We start from the raw sequence: 16,376 nt of genomic DNA on the forward strand, positions 1-16,376 counted from the left end.
ATGGATTATTCTCCGCCGGTCGAAACCGTAAGTTTTCATGTGTGGCAACCCTGCAACATGCATTGCAAGTTCTGCTTCGCCACCTTCAACGACGTCCGAAGCACCGTTCTACCTGCGGGTCACTTGACCAGGAGTCAGGCATTGGAGGCAGTAGAGCTGCTCGTGCTGGCCGGCTTCCGGAAGGTAACCTTCGCCGGCGGCGAGCCCTTCCTCTGCCCTTGGCTCGACGAGCTGGTGCGGATGGCAAAGCAACACGGCGCGCAGACGTGCGTGGTGACCAACGGAAGCCTATTGTCCGCTGAGCTTCTTCGGAAGTATGAGCAGGCTCTCGACTGGCTCGTGCTCAGCGTTGACAGCCTGGCTACGCCAACCCTGCGCGAGATTGGTCGGATGACCAGGGGCCGCCCGATGGACGCCGAGAAGTACCTCGCGCTGTGCCGCCTGGTCGACGTCACCGACGTCTCGCTGCGCGTGAACACGGTGGTTTCTCGGGCCAATCTCGATGAGGACCTGAGTGAGTTCATCCGATTGGTACGGCCGGTACGCTGGAAGGTGATGCAGGTATTGCCCGTGCGCGGGCAGAATTCTGGAAAGGTCGAGCCCTACCTCGTCTCCGACGAGGAATTCGAAGCCTACGTCGCCCGGCACCGACCTCTGGTCGCCGATTCGACGGCACTGATCGTCGAGACCAACGATGATCTCATCGGCAGTTATGCGATGCTCGACCCGGCCGGTCGATTCTTTGACAACACACGAGGCTGTTACCACTACAGCGAGTCAATCCTTGACGTCGGCGTCCCACGTGCGATCTCGCAAGTGAGCATCAGCCGGGCAAAGTTCGTCTCGCGCGGCGGGCACTACTACCTTCCTGTCACCTGACTACGAGCCTGACGGGGCGGCCGGACGACCTGCCGGTGTTCCTTCGAAGGCCCACACCCCAGGGCGGCACCAGGACGCGCCGCGATGTCGTCGGTCACCGCGCCGCCGCAAATCCCCCCCGGGCGGTGGGCATGCCGCCGTCGATCGCGCGCGCGGCGGCGGTGGCCTCATGCCGATCCGGCAGGATGATGGCATGCGCAACCCCGTCACTCTTCGGTCGAGCCTGCCCGATGACCTGCCGCTGCTGGAACGACTGTGGCAGCTCTACCGGCACGACCTGTCCGAGTTCCGTGACACGCTGCCGAACGACCTGGGTCTCTTCACCCCTGGCCGTTTGCCGACCTACCTTCAGGACCCCGACAGCCGCGGCTACCTGATCTACCAGCAGGCCGTTCCGGTGGGCTTCGCGTTTGTCTCCGGCTTGGCGATCCAGCCGCTGCGCATGGCCGAATTCTTCGTCGTGCGAGCTGTGCGCCGCACGGGCGTCGGACGTCTCGCCGCCCGGCAACTCCTCGCCCAACACGCGGGCGACTGGGAGATCGCCTTCCAGGAGGAAAATCCTGGTGCCGCCCGCTTCTGGCGCCGGATCGCCGCCGAGGTCTGCCCGACGGGCTACCGCGAGGAACGGCGCGCTGTCCCTGGCAAGCCGCACATCCCTCCGGACACCTGGCTGCTGTTGACGACCTGACGCGGTGCGCCAGAGGGCAAAGCCGGAGGAGCCCGGTCGACCCACAGTGGGTTGACCGGGCTCCTCGGTTGGGGCGTGTCAGACGTCGAACCGGTCGAGGTCCATGACCTTGGCCCAGGCCGCGACGAAGTCGACCACGAACTTGTCACGGGCGTCCTGGCTGGCGTAGACCTCCGCGAGGGCTCGCAGCTGGGAGTTGGAGCCGAAGATGAGGTCGACCGCGGTGGCGGTCCACTTCACCTCGTCGGTGGCCAGGTCGCGGATCTCGTACACGTGCTCCTCGGACTCCGACGCCTTCCACCGGGTGCCCGGCGAGAGCAGGTTGGCGAAGAAGTCGTTGCTGAGCACGCCGATCCGGTCGGTGAGGACGCCGTGCGTGGCGCCGCCGACGTTGGCACCGAGGGAGCGCAGGCCGCCGATGAGGACGGTCATCTCGGGTGCCGTCAGGTTGAGCATGTAGGCACGGTCGATGAGCAGCACCTCGGGCTGGGTCTTCTCGCCGGGGCGCAGGTAGTTGCGGAACGCGTCCGCACGCGGCTCGAGAACCCGGAAGGACTCGACGTCGGTCTGCTCCTGGGTGGCGTCGGTGCGACCGGCACGGAACGGCACGGTCACCTCGACGCCGGCGTCACGCGCCCCCTTCTCGACGGCGGCCGAGCCGGCCAGCACGATCAGGTCGGCGAGCGAGATCTGCGCGCCGCCGGCAGCGTTGAACTCCCGCTGGATGCCCTCGAGGGTGTCGAGGACCGTCGCGAGCTGCTCGGGCTGGTTGACCTCCCAGCTGCGCTGGGGCTCGAGACGGAGCCGGGCACCGTTGGCGCCACCGCGCTTGTCGGTGGACCGGTAGCTCGCCGCGGAGGCCCACGCGGTGGAGACCAGCTGGGCGGTCGTGAGGCCGGACTCCAGGACCTTCGCCTTGAGGGCGGCCACGTCGGCGTCGCTCACGAGGTCGCCGGCGACGGCTGGCACCGGGTCCTGCCAGAGCTGGGGCTCGGCGACCCACGGGCCGAGGAACCGGCTGACCGGGCCCATGTCGCGGTGCAGCAGCTTGTACCAGGCCTTGGCGAAGGCCAACGCGAACTCGTCGGGGTTCTCCAGGAACCGGCGCGAGATCTTCTCGTACGTCGGGTCGAAGCGCAGCGACAGGTCGGTCGTGAGCATGGTCGGCTTGTGCTTCTTGGCCGGGTCGAAGGCGTCCGGGATGATCGCCTCGGCGTCCTTGGCGACCCACTGCTTGGCGCCACCGGGGCTCGTGGTGAGCTCCCACTCGTAGCCGAAGAGGATCTCGAAGAAGCGGTTGCTCCACTGCGTCGGCTGGTCGGTCCACGTCACCTCGAGGCCGCTGGTGATCGTGTCCTCGCCCTTGCCGCTCCCGTGGGTGCTCAGCCAGCCAAGGCCCTGCGCCTCCAGCGCGGCACCCTCGGGCTCGGCGCCCACGTGGTTGTCGGCGACGCCCGCACCATGGGCCTTGCCGAAGGTGTGGCCACCGGCGATGAGGGCGACGGTCTCCTCGTCGTTCATCGCCATCCGGCCGAAGGTCTCACGGATGAAGTGCGCCGCCGCCCGGAAGTCCGCGCTGCCGCGAGGTCCCTCGGGGTTGACGTAGATGAGGCCCATCTCGGTCGCGCCGACGCCCTCGGCCATCGACGCGTCGGAAACGTAGCGCTCGTCACCGAGCCAGGCGTCCTCGGGACCCCAGAAGATCTCCTCGGGCTCCCACACGTCCACCCGACCGAAGCCGAAGCCGAAGGTCTTGAACCCCATCGACTCCAGGGCGACGTTGCCGGCGAGCACGAGCAGGTCGGCCCAGGAGATCTGCTGGCCGTACTTCTGCTTGACCGGCCACAGCAGCCGGCGGGCCTTGTCGAGGTTGGCGTTGTCCGGCCAGCTGTTGAGCGGGGCGAAACGCTGACCGCCGTCCCCGGCGCCGCCGCGGCCGTCCTGGATGCGGTAGGTGCCGGCGGCGTGCCAGCTCATCCGGATCATCAGGCCGCCGTAGTGGCCGAAGTCGGCCGGCCACCAGTCCTGCGAGGTGGTGAGCACCTCGACGATGTCCCGCTTGAGGGCCTCGACGTCGAGCTTCGCGAACTCCTTGGCGTAGCTGAAGTTCTCCCCCAGCGGGTTGCCCTTGGACGAGTGGGCGTGCAGCACCGAGAGGTCGAGCTGGTTGGGCCACCAGTCACGGTTGGTGCGCGGACGACCGCCGGTCTTCGGAGTCGGCGAGTCGATCGCCGGGTTCTCACTCTCGCTGCCGGTCGCGGTCACCGAGTCGTGCGCGACCGGGCAACCGCCGGCTGCCTTCTGGTCCACGCCCTGCGCACTGGAGGGACCGTTGTCCTGGGTGTCGCTCATCTGATTCCTTCCGAGCTTGCGGATCACTGGGGCGTGCGGTCGGCCGCGCAGTCGGGGCAGGTGCCCCAGTAGACGACCTCCGCCTCGTCGACCACGAAGCCGTGGTCGTTGGAGGCGGTGAGACAGGGTGAGTGGCCGACGGCGCAGTCGACGTCGGCGATCGCGCCGCAGGAGCGGCAGACGACGTGGTGGTGGTTGTCCGCGACCCGGGACTCGTACCGGGCGGTCGCGTGGGCAGGCTGGATGCGCCGGACCAGACCGGCCTCGGTGAGCGCGCGCAGAACGTCGTACACCGCCTGGTGGGAGACCGCGGGATGATCCTTCCGGACCAGCGCGATCACGGTGTCGGTGTCAACGTGCGGGTGGTCACGCAGCGCTGCGAGCACCGCCAACCGGGGCCGGGTCACGCGCAACGAGGCGGCCCGAAGCTGCGCCTCGAAGTCGAACGTCACGGGCTGAACACTAGCTCACTGTTCTGGAACCAATCAAGTTTGGCGCGCCAGCCCGTACGCCTTGATGATTTTTTGTCCGTTTCGATGGTGCCGTCAGCACGGACGGCGCAGGCCCGCGACGAGGATCTCGACCAGCCGGCGTGGGTCGTAGCGGGCATGGCCCGCGCCGGCACAGAGGCCTCCGACGCCGCGCATGAGCTCGTAGGCGTCCTGGCCGGACCCGATCTCCCCCGAAGCCGCGGCCCTGTCGAGCAGTCGGGCGCACACCGGTTCGAGCCGCTCGAGGAAGTACGAGTGCAGCGGGTCGTAGCAGGGGTCGTCGGACTGCAACACGGCGGCGAGCCCCTGCTTGGTGACCACGAAGTCGACGAACAGGTCGATCCATTGCTTGAGCGCGGCATAGGGGGTGGCGCTGCTCTCCAGCAGGGCCGGCCCGGCCTCGGCCAGGCTCTCGACCTGGTGCCGGTAGACGGCGACGATCAGATCCGCTCGCGTCGGGAAATGGCGGTAGATCGTGGCCGTGCCGACGCCCGCCCTGGCGGCGATGTCGCGCAGCGGCGCCTCGACTCCCGAGGTCACGAAGACCGCGGCGGCCGCGTCGAGCAGTGCCCCCTGGTTGCGGCGCGCGTCGGCGCGCTTGCGCCGGGCTGCCGGCGCGGACCCCTGATTGACGGCGTCGACCACCGAACCTCCCACCCTGCTTGCTAAACGGGACGGTGTCCCATATCGTTAATCGGGACAGCGTCCCACTTCGCCATGATGGCAGATGCGGGACCGCGATAACAACTGTTGCGGAGGACCCCTTGACCTCGAACGTAACCCTCCGTACACCCGCGCCCATCGTCTCGGTGAAGCCGGTGGTGCTGCGATCAGCGGGCCGTGGCGTCGACCTGCGGGTGAAGGTGTCCGCGCCGACGACCGGGGCCAACCTGCCGATCATCGTGCTCTCGCACGGCTCCGGCTCATCGATGGACGGCTACGGCCCCCTGGCCGACTACTGGGCCGCGCACGGCTTCGTGGTGGTTCAGCCCACCCACCTCGACTCCAGGACGATGGGCCTGGCCAAGGACGATCCCCGCACACCGCGGATCTGGCGCGAACGCATCGAGGACCTCAAGCGCGTCCTCGACCAGCTCGATCTGCTGGAAGACGCCGTTCCTGGCCTCGGCGGCCGTCTCGACCGGAGCCGGATCGCCGCGGCCGGCCACTCGTTCGGCGGCCAGACCGCCGGCAACCTGCTCGGCATGCGCGTCCTCGACCCGTCCAGCAAGAAGGAGGCGGACCTGTCGGACCCCCGCGTCACAGCGGGCGTGCTGCTGGCCACGGCGGGGGAAGGCGGTGCCAACCTGACACCGTTCGCCGCCGAGCACCTGCCCCACATGAATCCCAGCTTCGCGCACATGGCCACGCCGGCCCTCGTGGTCGTCGGCGATCAGGACGAGATCCCGCGGAAGTACCAACTGACCGTCCGCGGCCCGGACTGGATGGCCGAGCCATACCACTTGAGCCCCGGCAGCAAGAGCCTCCTCACCCTGTTCGGAGCGGAACACTCACTCGGCGGCATCACCGGCTACGAGGCTCAGGAGACCACGGACGCCAACCCCGAGCGGGTCGCGCTGATCCAGCACCTCACCTGGGCCTACCTCCGGCACGCCCTCGACATCGAGGATGACAGCTGGGCAGCGGCACAGAAGGCGTTGTCGAACGACCCCGCCCCCATCGGTCGGCTCGAATCCAAGTAACGGGCCGCCCTCGCGCTGGTCATTGCGGGCGGCAGCGTGTGCCGGCACGCCAGGTGGTGGTCGCGGCGGCGATGACGGCGTCGACGGCGACGGCGACCCCACACCGTATGAGGCAGGTGCCACGCACTAGCATTGCCGCGGTCCGGGACGGCACTGCTGAAACGAGGCAAAATGCGTTGGCTCCGGCGGTTGCTGGGCGGCGGGCGGGTCCAGCTCGACGCGGGACGGCAAGAGTCGCTGCTACGGGACATCCAGTCTCGGCACGACGCCCGGTTCTCCGCGCAGGTTGAGTCGCTCACCGGGTTGCTGGACAGTGACGACGGCCTGGTGGTGGCGGCCCGGATCGTCAGCCAGGTCGCCGACGAAGCCCACGCGGACCTCCTGGCCCAAGCCCACGACATCCACCGCCGGACGGGCCGGCGACTCCTCGTCCACCGCCGGAACTACCGGCCGCTGTGGAAGGAGGCCGGCCCGGGCCTGCGGTGGCCCCTGTTCGCGCTGCCCTGCGGCTTCCACCCGTACGCCCAGGTGTCCGCCGCGGTCGCGGTGCTCGGCGACCGCGCGCGACGACTCGACCGGGTGACCGACCCGAACCCGCTCGTGACCCGCGTGTTCGAGGTGCTCGACCTCACGACCGCCGGCTGGGAGTACGGCCGGGTCCGGGTCGACACCGATGCCGCGGCCCTGGCCGATCGACTGATCGCCACTGCCGGGCAGATCCTCGCGGTCATGGACGACCCACCGAGGCTGCCACCTGCGGTCCGCGAGCTGATGCGCCGCAACAACACCATCGACGTGCACGATCCGGCCGGCCCGCGGGCGGTAGGTGGGATCAATCTGGGCGCGAGGATGCGGGAGCAACTGCTCGTCTGAGGACGCCGCAACGAGGCGGGGCCTCGTCCGCTGAAGCCGCCGACCCAGGCGCCGATGTCAGCCGAGGACCGTCGCCGAGCGCCCTCCGCCCACGGTGTACGCGCCTGCGGAGATCGCGCCGAGGCTCGTGGGCTTGAGGGTCAGCGAGACGACGCCGCCGGGCAGTACGTGCGAGCTCTCGTCGACGGTTGCGAACGTCGCGGGCGTCGATCCGTCCGGGAAAAGGCGCTTCCCCGTGCCGACGATGACCGGGTATTGGAGCAGCCGGTAGACATCGACGAGACCTGCCTGGTGCAGCGTCTGCACGAGTTTCCAGCTCCCGTGCACCTGGAGTTCCTTGCCGGGAAGCTCCTTGAGGCGGCGTACCTCGTCGACCAGGTCACCGCGGAGGACCGTCGTCGGGCTCCAGTCGGCTTCGCCGTCGGTCACCGTAGAGCTGACGACGTACTTCGGCAGCGTGTTGAGCTTGGTGGCGATCAGGTTGTCAGGTTCGGTGACCTTCGGCCAGTACCCGCCGAGCAGGCCGAAGCTGGTGCGGCCGAAGAGGAACGCGTCGGCCGTACGGAACCAGCTCTCGACGACCTTGGTGGTGTGCATGGAGGCGTGCGGGACGAGCCACCCGCCGCGGTCGAAGCCGCCGGAGCGGTCCTCGTCGGGGTTTCCGGGTCCCTGCATGACGCCGTCGAGACTGACGAAGGTGTTGACGCTGAGCAGCACGATTCTCCTGTGGGTTCGGGTCACGGACAGCCGGCCAGGAGTGGCTGGCGGACGGACGTTAACTGCCGGGCCCAGAGTGGGTCTTGTACAGGAACGACATCGCGGCGGAATGGCCCGCCTGCAGCTCACCTGCGGTGCACCCGACGTAGCGACGCAGCGTGTGCGCGAGGTGCGCCTGGTCGAAGTACCCCAGCGTGTCGGCGACTGTGCGCCAGTCACGGCCGTCGCGCAGCATCGTGGCTGCGGCGTTCGCGCGGTCGATCTGCCTCACGGCGGCTCGTGAGACTCCGATGATCGCTCGGTAGCGACGCTGCAGGGTTCATTCGGTCGGGCTGGCTTCGGGATGCTCGGCGACCTGCTCCTCGTCCCCGAGATGCGAGCGCACCACCAGACCAGCGGCCTGCAGTCGGCGGACGAAGTGCTCCACGTTCTCGAACGTCGGCGCCTCCCAGCCCTCGCCGCCGATGACGATCCTGCCCGATTCCGTCACCGGGAACGGCACGTACCCATCGACGATCGAGGCTGCAGGGTGCGGCCGAAAGACCGCGCCGAACGCGAACCGGACCCCGAGGAACTCGGTGCCCGGCGGGACCGGTGCGATGGTCGCCCTCGTCTCCGGCCCACGCAGGCTGGCGAACAGGCGTCCCTGCGCCCGCGAGAGGACCAGATGCCAGCAGGTACGTGCTGCGGACGTCATCGTCTCCTCCGCGTCAGAGCGGGTGCGCCACACGCGGTCGACGAGGCTCACGTCGACCTCGGTGTCGCGATGCTCGAACCGCAAGGCCATGGCCTCCTCCGTCTTCTGGGCTGGTCGGTGACGTGGCCCGACCCCGTGGCGGCCGTGATCGGCGTAGACCAGTGGGCGACCTAGCCGCCCACCGCGTTGTGCTTCGCAATCAGGCTCGGGAGTTCGTCCAGCGAGTCGATGCGGAACAGGCACTGCTCCGACACGGCTGGAATGTCGAGGATGTGAGCCCACGGACCACGCCGGATCAGGCACGTCTCCATACCGGCCTCCCTGGCCGGGCGCGCATCGTTGTCGGGCCGATCGCCGACGTACAGGATCGAAGACGCGTCGCCGCCGCCTTCGCGAACGACACGCTCGAAGAAGGCCGATGACGGCTTCTCCACGCCCCAGCTCTCCGACGTGCCGATCACGTCCACGTCGAGGTCGAGACCACGAAGGAGCGCCTCCGCATGAGCTGGCTGGTTGCCGGCCAAGCCGACGAACAGGCCCTGATCCTTCAGAGACGCCAGGCACTGCCGCGCGTCGGGGTAGAGATCCTCTTCGCCGAACGACTCCGGCTCGTCAGCGGCGGCGCGGAGCGCGCGCTCGGCTGCGAGATCAAAGTCGGGCCGGAAGACCCGGAACGTCTCCTGATAGTCCAGACCCCGGGCGACCACCGCACCGAAGACCGCCGAGAACGTGTGCCGTGGAACGCCGAGCCAGTCAGCCCAGGTCGCGAACTCGCGGGACTCGTCGAGAATCGTCCCGCCGATGTCGAAAAAGATCGCGTTGATCATTCACGTTCCCCCGTCACGGTCGCGTTGCCCTCAGAACGACTCTCATGATTATCAGACCGAGCGCTGACGCGGCGCCCACCGGCCGTCACCGCGATGCGGCAACGCTGGTGCCCGCAGGTGCCGGTCACGGAATTCCTCTATGGTGCGAGCCAACACCACCCGGTGGTCGGACAGCGCGTGGTCGGTCGGGTTGAGCCGGTGCTCCAGCCGGATCCTCGGGTGCGCCAGAAAGGCAGCGTACGCACCACGATGGATGTCGACGCAGCTCAGGTTGTCGGGGTCCTCGCTCAGCATCGCGGTCAGGTCGATCGGTGGACCGAGCTCGAAACCGTCCAATCCTGCTCCACCCGTCAGGTCGATGGCGCGTGCGGAGCCATCCGCGCGATAGATACCGTCCCAAGCAGGTGCGAAACCCTCAGCCCACAGTCGGACGATTTCCGTGGTCATCGCCCGTCTCCCCCGCTCCGCAGCCAATGCTCGAACGACTCACCGTGCGGAGAGCCGCCAACGGCAACACCCTGATCATCGTTCTCGTGCCGCCGCATACCACCTCCATGTCGCGTCCAGCCTGTCGGGCGAGCGTCACGGGCCATCGCCGGGGCGCCGACGCCGCTAGCATCTGCCCGGGCCCACCGGTCGTTCCTACCGCCGAGTGACGCGGCGGTAGGCATTCAGAGACGCCATCAGGGCGAGACGCGCCGGCCGGGTTGATTGACTCCGGCTCACCTCATCGCAGGAGTGCCCATGATCAGTTTTCGATTGTGGCGACGGCGACCAATGGCTGCCCTCGGGGCGGCCGTGGTCAGCCTCGCCGGAACCCTGGTCTTCACGGCCCCGGCCAGCGCCGATCCCCCGCATCCCAGCGTCAATCACGAGGTGCGGTGCACGGCCGACGGCACCTACGAGATCCGATGGACCATTCTCGCCGAGGCCGCCCCCACCGACGCGACGCGGTACCGGTTCGTCAAGGTCGAGCTGTATCCGTCCGGCACCACCGTCGACAACATCGCCGCCAGCCCCGAGGGCGACTTCCCACACTCGGTCGGCAAGCCGGTGATTGGCACCCAGACGCTGCCGGGCACCGCCACCGGAGCCGAGCTGTTGGTGTGGATGCAATGGGACGACGGTTACAACGAGCCGTCCGGCTTCGGCGCATCCACCCCGCTCGACGGCAGATGCGGGCAGCCACCCACCGAGCCGACGGTCACCATCCAGTCCAGGTGCGACGGCAGCATGCTGGTCGACCTGGCGAACCCTCCAGCCGGGCGGACGGTCGACCTGGTGATCGTCTCCGCGCCCGCCGGATTCTCGCGGACCGTCACCTTGGGCCCGGGCGGGTCGGCGAACGACATCGTGGTCCCCCGGGGCTTCGACATAGTGTCGGTGATCAACGCACGTAACGGGGAGACAGTGGGCCAGCACTTCTGGGCCTTCGATCCCAGCCACTGCGCCACCCCTGACATCCGCACCCGCGCGACCTGCGACGAATTCGTCATCACGGTGACAGAATCGGCCGCCCACACGAACCTGATCATCACCTTCGACCCCAACCATGGTCGGGAGCAACGGCGGACCATCCCCGTGGGCACCACCGCCGACGTGTCGTTCCGTGCCGTGGCCGGCTTGGCTGTCACCCTTCGTTCGGACCAGTTCGACCCGCAGGCCGGCCACCTGAACGGTCCGTACCTCTGGCAGCAACCGGCGGGTTGCGGCATCGGCGGGGGTGGCGGCCTCCCGGTGACCGGCCAGTCGACCGGTGGCGTTGTCGCCAGTGCAGGCCTTCTCTTGGTCGTGGGGGCGGCCCTGTTCGTCCTGGCCCGGCGCCGTCGGGTCCGGTTCACCGTCTGACAGCCGCCGCCGGTGCCGCACCGCCGCATCGTGGACCCTGCGGGATCGAGCAAGCGCGCCCGACGCACGCGCTCGATGCCGCACCAGCGGGATCCTCACCATGCGCTGCTGGAGCGGAAATCCTCTGCGGCCTCGGCCAGGAGGGTCTCAATTTCGGCATCGTCGCCGCCGTCGCCGGTCGCTTCGCGATGGACGATCAGGCTGTGGGCCAGGGCCAGGTCGAATCCGCGTTCGCGCAGGATGTCGACGGACTCCAGGGCCAGCCGCGCCGCGCCGGCCCGGTCGCCGGCACGGGCGGCGATCGCCGCCTGGACCCCGAGTGTCATCCCCTCGAAGCCCCGATAGCCGGCCTCACGGGTCAGCTCCAGCGCCTGCGACGCCCAGGCACCAGCAAGGTCGAGCTCGCCGCGGCGCAGGTGCCCGTGGGCCAGACCGATGAGCGCCTCGGCGTAGGGCTGGGCCGACGTGGCCACGAGAGATAGTCGCAAGGCCCGGTGCAGGTAGGTCATGGAGAGCCGGTGCTGCCCCAGCACGCGGCGGACGGTGGCGAGGCCGCAGAGCAGCAACGCCTGCGCGTGCGGGTCGGTGAGGCCGCGCAGGGCCCGCAGACCGCTCACCGCGATCCGGCGGGCGGTGGTCGCGTCACCCTGGAAGAGACGCACGACCGCCAGGTAGCCGGACGCGGCGGCCTGCCCCTCCACATCACCGAGCCGCTCGTAGAGGTCGACGGCTCCGGTCAACCGCTCCCCCGCCGAGGTGAGCCGGCCCCGCTCGAGTTCGAGATGCCCGAGGTTGATCAACACCGAGGCGATCGCCCGGCGGGTGTTGTTGGCGGTGTGCAGCACCAGCGCCCGGTCCAGGTCGGGTTCGGCCAGATCGAGCCGGCCGGTCAGTATCCGCACGGCGCCGAGGTTGTTGAGCGCGATCCCCGCCCCGGACGTGTCGGCGGCGGCCAGCTGCCGGTTGCGTACGTGCATCAGTTGCCGTTCGGCGGCCCGGACATGCCCGATGCGGGAGTGCTGGACGGCGAGGATCGACCGGGCCGACGTCTCGCACCGCAGCCAGCCGGCCTGGCGGCTGGACCGCACCCCCCATCGGGCGTTGGTCATGGCCTCGGCCGGCTCGCCGAGGAACAGGTGGGCCAGGGCGAGACTTGTACGCAGTACCGCCCGGACCCGCAGGGCGTTTCCGGCTCGGGCGCGGTGAGCGCGGAGGGCGGCGAGCCCGGCCCGGGTGACGGCGAACCAGCCGTCGAGGTCGCGTTGGGACATGAACCGCACACGCAGCGCGGCGGCCAGCCGCCATGCCATGTCGGGCACGCCCCGGTCACTGGCGAGCAGAGCTGCGGCCCGCAGGTGCTCGTACTCCTGGTCGAGCCAGGCGATCGCGTCACCGGGATCGCCGAACACCTCTCCCCCGTGGTTCTCCAACTGGATCAGCTGCGGAGACAGGAGCCGCCCGGCGGCGAGTAGCCGGCGCAGGTAGTAGCCGTAGGCGCGGCGCACCGCGGCCTCACGCTGGGCCCGGGTGGCCGTTTGCACGACGAGGCCGGCCGCGTACTCGTGCACGAGGTCGTGCACGACGATGCGGCACCCGACGACGGTGAGCAGGTGCGCGTCGGCCAGACCCAGCACGATCGGCTCGGCCGCGCTCGCCGGGACGCCGAGCAGCGCCGCCGCCACCGCCTGGTCGAACTCGGTCATGGGTAACAGCCCGATCAGCGCGAACAGCCGCTGCGCCGCAGGGTCGAGCCGGCTGTAGGAGTGACGGAACGCGGTGGCCAGCGCGCTGCCCGGGTCGCCACGCGTCTCGAGGTGGGTCAGGCGACTGCCGTCGGCCAACTGGCGGGCCCGGGTCGCGATCGGGTCAGCGAGGCCGCTCGGCAGGTCGGCGGCGGCGATGCGGACCGCCAGCGGGAGGCAGCCCACGATCCGGGCCAGGTTGCGGGCTGCGGCGGGCTCGGCCGCGAGCACGGCCGGGCCGACGACCCGACCGATCAGGTCGACCGCGTCGGGTTCGTCGAGCACGTCGACGGCGACGGCACCCGCCCCGTCGCGCACGACCAGGCCGAGCAGGCGGTCCCTGCTGGTGACGACCACCCGCGCGTGTCGGCCGCCCGGCAGCAACGGCCGCACCTGGTCGGCGTCACGGGCATCGTCGAGCACCACAAGCAGGCGCAGGTCAGCGGTCATCGACCGGAACAGCGCCGCCGCCTGCTCCTCGTCGGCTGGCACCTGGTCGGCCGGGACGCCGAGGCTGCCCAGCAGATGCACCAGGGCGGCGGTCACCGTCAGCGCCGGCTGCGGCCCGAACCCCCGCAGGTTGACGAAGATCTGACCGTCCGGGAACGCCGACGCGGCAGCGTGCGCCCACCGCACGGCGAGCACCGTCTTGCCGGCACCCGCCATTCCCGACACGACCACGACCTGGCTGTCGTCGGCCAGCAGCGCCTTGTCGAGCAGGACCAGCTCGGACCGCCGGCCCACGAAGTGTCGCCCCAGCGTCGGGAGTTGCCTCGGGAGCGGCGCGGCTCGCGTACCCGACGAGGCCACCATCCCACCCGGGCTCGCCTCGACCGTGACGTCAGTCTCGACCGCGGGCACCGCACCGCGCGGTTCGTAGCCGTTCGCGGCGACAAGCCGGTCGAAGCCACGCAACCAGCGTTCGGCATCGGTCGGGTTGAGGCAGGCGCGCAGATAGGCGGCGACAACCTCGCGTCGGGGCAGGCCCGGCCCGCGCAGCGCGCTGGCGAGCGTGCTACGCGGCAGGACGTCGCCGACCGCGGTGGCACGGCCCTCCAACTCGCGGTAGGTCAGCCGGGACTCCTGCTTGAGCCGACGCAGTTGCAGGAGTATCTGTTCCACGCCTGTCATGTCGAATGCGACGTCATCGTCTGACATCTGCCGCCCCCCGCGTTAGGCGTGCGGGCGTGACCGCCTCGCAAGGCCCGGCGCGACGACACTGTCCTGTCCGGACTCCTGTCCGAGACTACCGAAGAATTGCTGTTGGCACGCAACGGCTTGTCCCGGACAGGATCCATCGATTGCCGGCACCCGCAATCAATTGTTCGCTGTGTGGAGACGAGAAAGACGAGGAGGTGATTTCCATGCAGGACAAGACGATGCGTTACGAGCCGCCGGCGCTGGCCGAGGTGGGCGACTTCGTGGCTCTGACCAACGGCGTGAGCTTTCCGGAGGACTATGTCGACATGATCGGTTGGTGGAGTGGGACCTGATCCCGTCCACCGACAGCCTGGCCGGAATCGCCGTCGTGGTCGCCTCACCGGCGGCCACGGCGGCGCTCTGTCCAGCAGCGGATGGCCGCTGGGCAGGGTGAACTAAACCTGGGTCGGGAACGCCGGACGCCGGTTGCGGTCAGAACGTGGCGATCGGGTTGACCAGGCTGCCGGACGTGCCAGCGAAGCGGACCGGCGCGACCGTGAGGTGGAAGTCCCACTGGCCGAGTTCGGCGGCCGTTGTCGCGCACGCCTCCAGGTCGCAGTTGTCGAGCAGCCACAGACCCATCGCGACGAGACCCACGGCGTGAACGGGCATCAGCACGTCGTCGTACCCCGATGGTTGAACGTCCTGGGGGGTGTCAGCGCCGATCAGCGCGACGCCGCGTTCGTGGAGCCAGGGTAGGCAGGACGCGTGCCAGCCAGCCTGCGTGAAACCGCTGGCCGCACCGGTCTCGTGGCGGAAGCGGCCATAGCCGGTGCGCAGGAGTACCGCGTCGCCGGGTCGCACCTCTACACTCTGGCGACGCTCGGCCTCCTCGAGATCGTCGGGAGACACACCCTGCCCCGGGTCCAACCACGGCACACCGCGGGCCCGCGCGACGTCCAGCAGGACACCACGCGTGATGATCCCGTTCGCCGCCGCCGTGACGGCCGCCCACGCCGATCCGGTGGCGGCGTCGACCAACGAGTGCGACCGCCCGTTGTACATCGTGCCGTCCCAGAAGATGTGGCACGGCGAGTCGACGTGGGTGAGGGTATTGCCGTGGAACGTGATGCCGAGCCGCTCGGACGAGAAGCCCCAGCGCCGGTCGGCGTGGAAGCTGGCGGGCATGTTCTCGGCACCCGGCATGTCCGCGGCGCACGGGCACGTCGTCGTCGACCGCTCCATGTCGTGCGGTACGGCGACCTCCCACGCACAGGAGACGCTCCTCCCGTGGCGCACGGCCCGCGCCGCCGCCAGCCGGACGTCGTCGGTGACGTGGTTCAGAGTCCCGATCTCGTCGTCGTCGCCCCACCGTCCCCAGTTCGACAGCGTGTCGAAGTATCCGAGCACGTCGTCCTGGGTGGGCGTCGGTCGCCCTGCCGTCATTCCAGCATCGACTCCTCTGGTCACGCGGTGCGCGGCACCGCAGGTAGGGTATCCCGCCGCTGGATCGAAGACCGCGATGACCGGTCGATCGGTTGACTCGTCCACACCGATGGGCGGTCAGCCCGTCCGGTTGAAGCGGCGGGCGGCGACCGCGAGCGCGAAGAGGCCCAGCAGCAGCATGGCGGCGAGTTCGAGGGCGACGGGTGGTTGCCAGCCGCCCCAGGTCGGGCCGCCCGCTGCGGGGCCGACGCCCTCCACGGAGGCCAGCCGGCGGATCGCGTCGACCGCGTAGGTCAGCGGGTTGGCCAGGATGACCGGCGTCAGCCATCCGGGCAGGGCACCGACCGGAAACATCGCGCCGGAGAGCATCACCAGCGGCAGGGTCACCATGCCGAGCAGCGCCTGGAAGGTCTCGACCCGGCGGATGAGCACGGCGGCGAGCGCGCCGAGCATCGTCAGGGAGAAGGCGACCAGCCACAACGCGCCGAAGAGCAGTAGGAGCAGGCCCGGGTCAGCGGGGAGCCCCACCAGCGGTCCGAGGATCAGCAGCAGTGCGGCCTGGACCGCGGCGGCGCTCGCGCCGCCCAAGCACCGGCCGACGAGCAGTGTGTCGCGGCGGACGGGCGCGACGAGGGTCGCGCGCAGCAGGCCGGCCTCCCGGTCGCGGACGATGGCACCGCCGGCACGCAGCGCGGGCATCTGCACAGCCATGATCAGGATTCCGGGGAAGAGGAACGCCACGTAGCTGCCTCGACCCTCCCCTCCGGCGCCTGCGGCCGGGGTGTCGAGCATGGTCTCGAGCCCGGGCCCGAGCAGGAGGAGGAACAGCAGCGGACTCAGCAGGGTCATCGCCACCTGCGCTCGGCTGCGCATGAGCCGCAGCATCTCGCGCTGCCACAGGGCCCAGACCGCCCGGAGCTCACGCATGAGCGACCCACCCGTGGGCACGGCGTCGTCGGTCGACGGGACCGTG

General features: G+C 69.6%; 17 protein-coding genes. 6 read left to right on the forward strand and 11 right to left on the reverse strand.

Translation table 11 applies throughout. From position 1 onward, the window contains the following. Both V6V47_RS16025 and V6V47_RS16030 read left to right on the forward strand, forming a co-directional pair. Window positions 1-879, forward strand: coding sequence for a viperin family antiviral radical SAM protein (locus V6V47_RS16025; RefSeq protein WP_334629013.1), 879 nt, complete (start codon window positions 1-3; stop codon window positions 877-879). Window positions 880-1,048: 169 nt separating this feature from the next. Further along, entirely contained in the window at window positions 1,049-1,567 is a 519-nt protein-coding gene (locus tag V6V47_RS16030) for a GNAT family N-acetyltransferase (protein ID WP_334629014.1), read from the forward strand. Window positions 1,568-1,645: 78 nt separating this feature from the next. On the opposite strand, the gene katG is transcribed toward V6V47_RS16030, so the two are convergent. The 3 genes from katG to V6V47_RS16045 all read right to left on the reverse strand — a co-directional run bounded on the left by katG (window position 1,646) and on the right by V6V47_RS16045 (window position 5,055). Beyond that, window positions 1,646-3,919, reverse strand: a complete 2,274-nt coding sequence (gene katG, locus V6V47_RS16035) for a catalase/peroxidase HPI (RefSeq protein WP_334629015.1) — start codon at window positions 3,917-3,919, stop codon at window positions 1,646-1,648. A 23-nt stretch (window positions 3,920-3,942) separates the two neighbouring features. Beyond that, a complete protein-coding gene (locus V6V47_RS16040) occupies window positions 3,943-4,371 on the reverse strand; it encodes a Fur family transcriptional regulator (protein ID WP_334629016.1) in 429 nt (142 codons plus the stop codon). 93 nt (window positions 4,372-4,464) lie between these two features. Next, window positions 4,465-5,055, reverse strand: a complete 591-nt coding sequence (locus tag V6V47_RS16045; RefSeq protein ID WP_334629017.1) for a TetR/AcrR family transcriptional regulator — start codon at window positions 5,053-5,055, stop codon at window positions 4,465-4,467. Between the two features lie 119 nt (window positions 5,056-5,174). Here V6V47_RS16045 and V6V47_RS16050 point away from each other — a divergent pair, with 119 nt between their 5' ends. After that, a complete protein-coding gene (locus tag V6V47_RS16050; RefSeq protein WP_334629018.1) occupies window positions 5,175-6,113 on the forward strand; it encodes an alpha/beta hydrolase family protein in 939 nt (312 codons plus the stop codon). 171 nt (window positions 6,114-6,284) lie between these two features. Continuing rightward, on the forward strand, window positions 6,285-6,986 hold the full coding sequence (locus V6V47_RS16055) for a hypothetical protein (RefSeq protein ID WP_334629019.1): 702 nt from the start codon (window positions 6,285-6,287) through the stop codon (window positions 6,984-6,986). Between the two features lie 57 nt (window positions 6,987-7,043). On the opposite strand, the gene V6V47_RS16060 is transcribed toward V6V47_RS16055, so the two are convergent. From V6V47_RS16060 to V6V47_RS16080, 5 genes are all read right to left on the reverse strand, one after another. Then, window positions 7,044-7,703 carry a dihydrofolate reductase family protein gene (locus V6V47_RS16060; protein ID WP_334629020.1) on the reverse strand — a complete coding sequence of 220 codons (660 nt, stop codon included), beginning with the start codon at window positions 7,701-7,703 and terminating at the stop codon, window positions 7,044-7,046. A gap of 58 nt (window positions 7,704-7,761) precedes the next feature. Beyond that, complete coding sequence (locus V6V47_RS16065; RefSeq protein ID WP_334629144.1) at window positions 7,762-8,019, reverse strand: hypothetical protein; 258 nt, start codon at window positions 8,017-8,019, stop codon at window positions 7,762-7,764. Window positions 8,020-8,022: 3 nt separating this feature from the next. Beyond that, complete coding sequence (locus V6V47_RS16070; RefSeq protein ID WP_334629021.1) at window positions 8,023-8,490, reverse strand: hypothetical protein; 468 nt, start codon at window positions 8,488-8,490, stop codon at window positions 8,023-8,025. Between the two features lie 80 nt (window positions 8,491-8,570). After that, the gene (locus V6V47_RS16075; protein WP_334629022.1) at window positions 8,571-9,227 is read right to left on the reverse strand and encodes an HAD family hydrolase; all 657 of its coding nucleotides are present in this window, start codon (window positions 9,225-9,227) and stop codon (window positions 8,571-8,573) included. A gap of 51 nt (window positions 9,228-9,278) precedes the next feature. Continuing rightward, a complete protein-coding gene (locus V6V47_RS16080; RefSeq protein ID WP_334629023.1) occupies window positions 9,279-9,563 on the reverse strand; it encodes a hypothetical protein in 285 nt (94 codons plus the stop codon). Between the two features lie 408 nt (window positions 9,564-9,971). Between V6V47_RS16080 and V6V47_RS16085 the strand changes: the two genes are divergently transcribed. After that, the gene (locus tag V6V47_RS16085; RefSeq protein WP_334629024.1) at window positions 9,972-11,075 is read left to right on the forward strand and encodes an LPXTG cell wall anchor domain-containing protein; all 1,104 of its coding nucleotides are present in this window, start codon (window positions 9,972-9,974) and stop codon (window positions 11,073-11,075) included. 95 nt (window positions 11,076-11,170) lie between these two features. Here the strand turns inward: V6V47_RS16085 and V6V47_RS16090 are convergent, their stop codons facing one another. Beyond that, a complete protein-coding gene (locus tag V6V47_RS16090; protein WP_334629025.1) occupies window positions 11,171-13,939 on the reverse strand; it encodes an ATP-binding protein in 2,769 nt (922 codons plus the stop codon). Between the two features lie 242 nt (window positions 13,940-14,181). On the opposite strand from V6V47_RS16090, the gene V6V47_RS16095 reads away from it, so the two are divergent. Beyond that, window positions 14,182-14,310, forward strand: coding sequence for a lasso RiPP family leader peptide-containing protein (locus V6V47_RS16095; protein WP_334629026.1), 129 nt, complete (start codon window positions 14,182-14,184; stop codon window positions 14,308-14,310). Window positions 14,311-14,449: 139 nt separating this feature from the next. Here the strand turns inward: V6V47_RS16095 and V6V47_RS16100 are convergent, their stop codons facing one another. Further along, window positions 14,450-15,403, reverse strand: a complete 954-nt coding sequence (locus V6V47_RS16100) for a cyclase family protein (protein WP_334629027.1) — start codon at window positions 15,401-15,403, stop codon at window positions 14,450-14,452. A gap of 117 nt (window positions 15,404-15,520) precedes the next feature. Continuing rightward, window positions 15,521-16,330 carry an ABC transporter permease gene (locus tag V6V47_RS16105; protein WP_334629028.1) on the reverse strand — a complete coding sequence of 270 codons (810 nt, stop codon included), beginning with the start codon at window positions 16,328-16,330 and terminating at the stop codon, window positions 15,521-15,523. Window positions 16,331-16,376 lie beyond the last annotated feature (46 nt).

Source organism: Micromonospora sp. CPCC 205539, from assembly GCF_036906815.1.
GTDB lineage: Bacteria > Actinomycetota > Actinomycetes > Mycobacteriales > Micromonosporaceae > Micromonospora.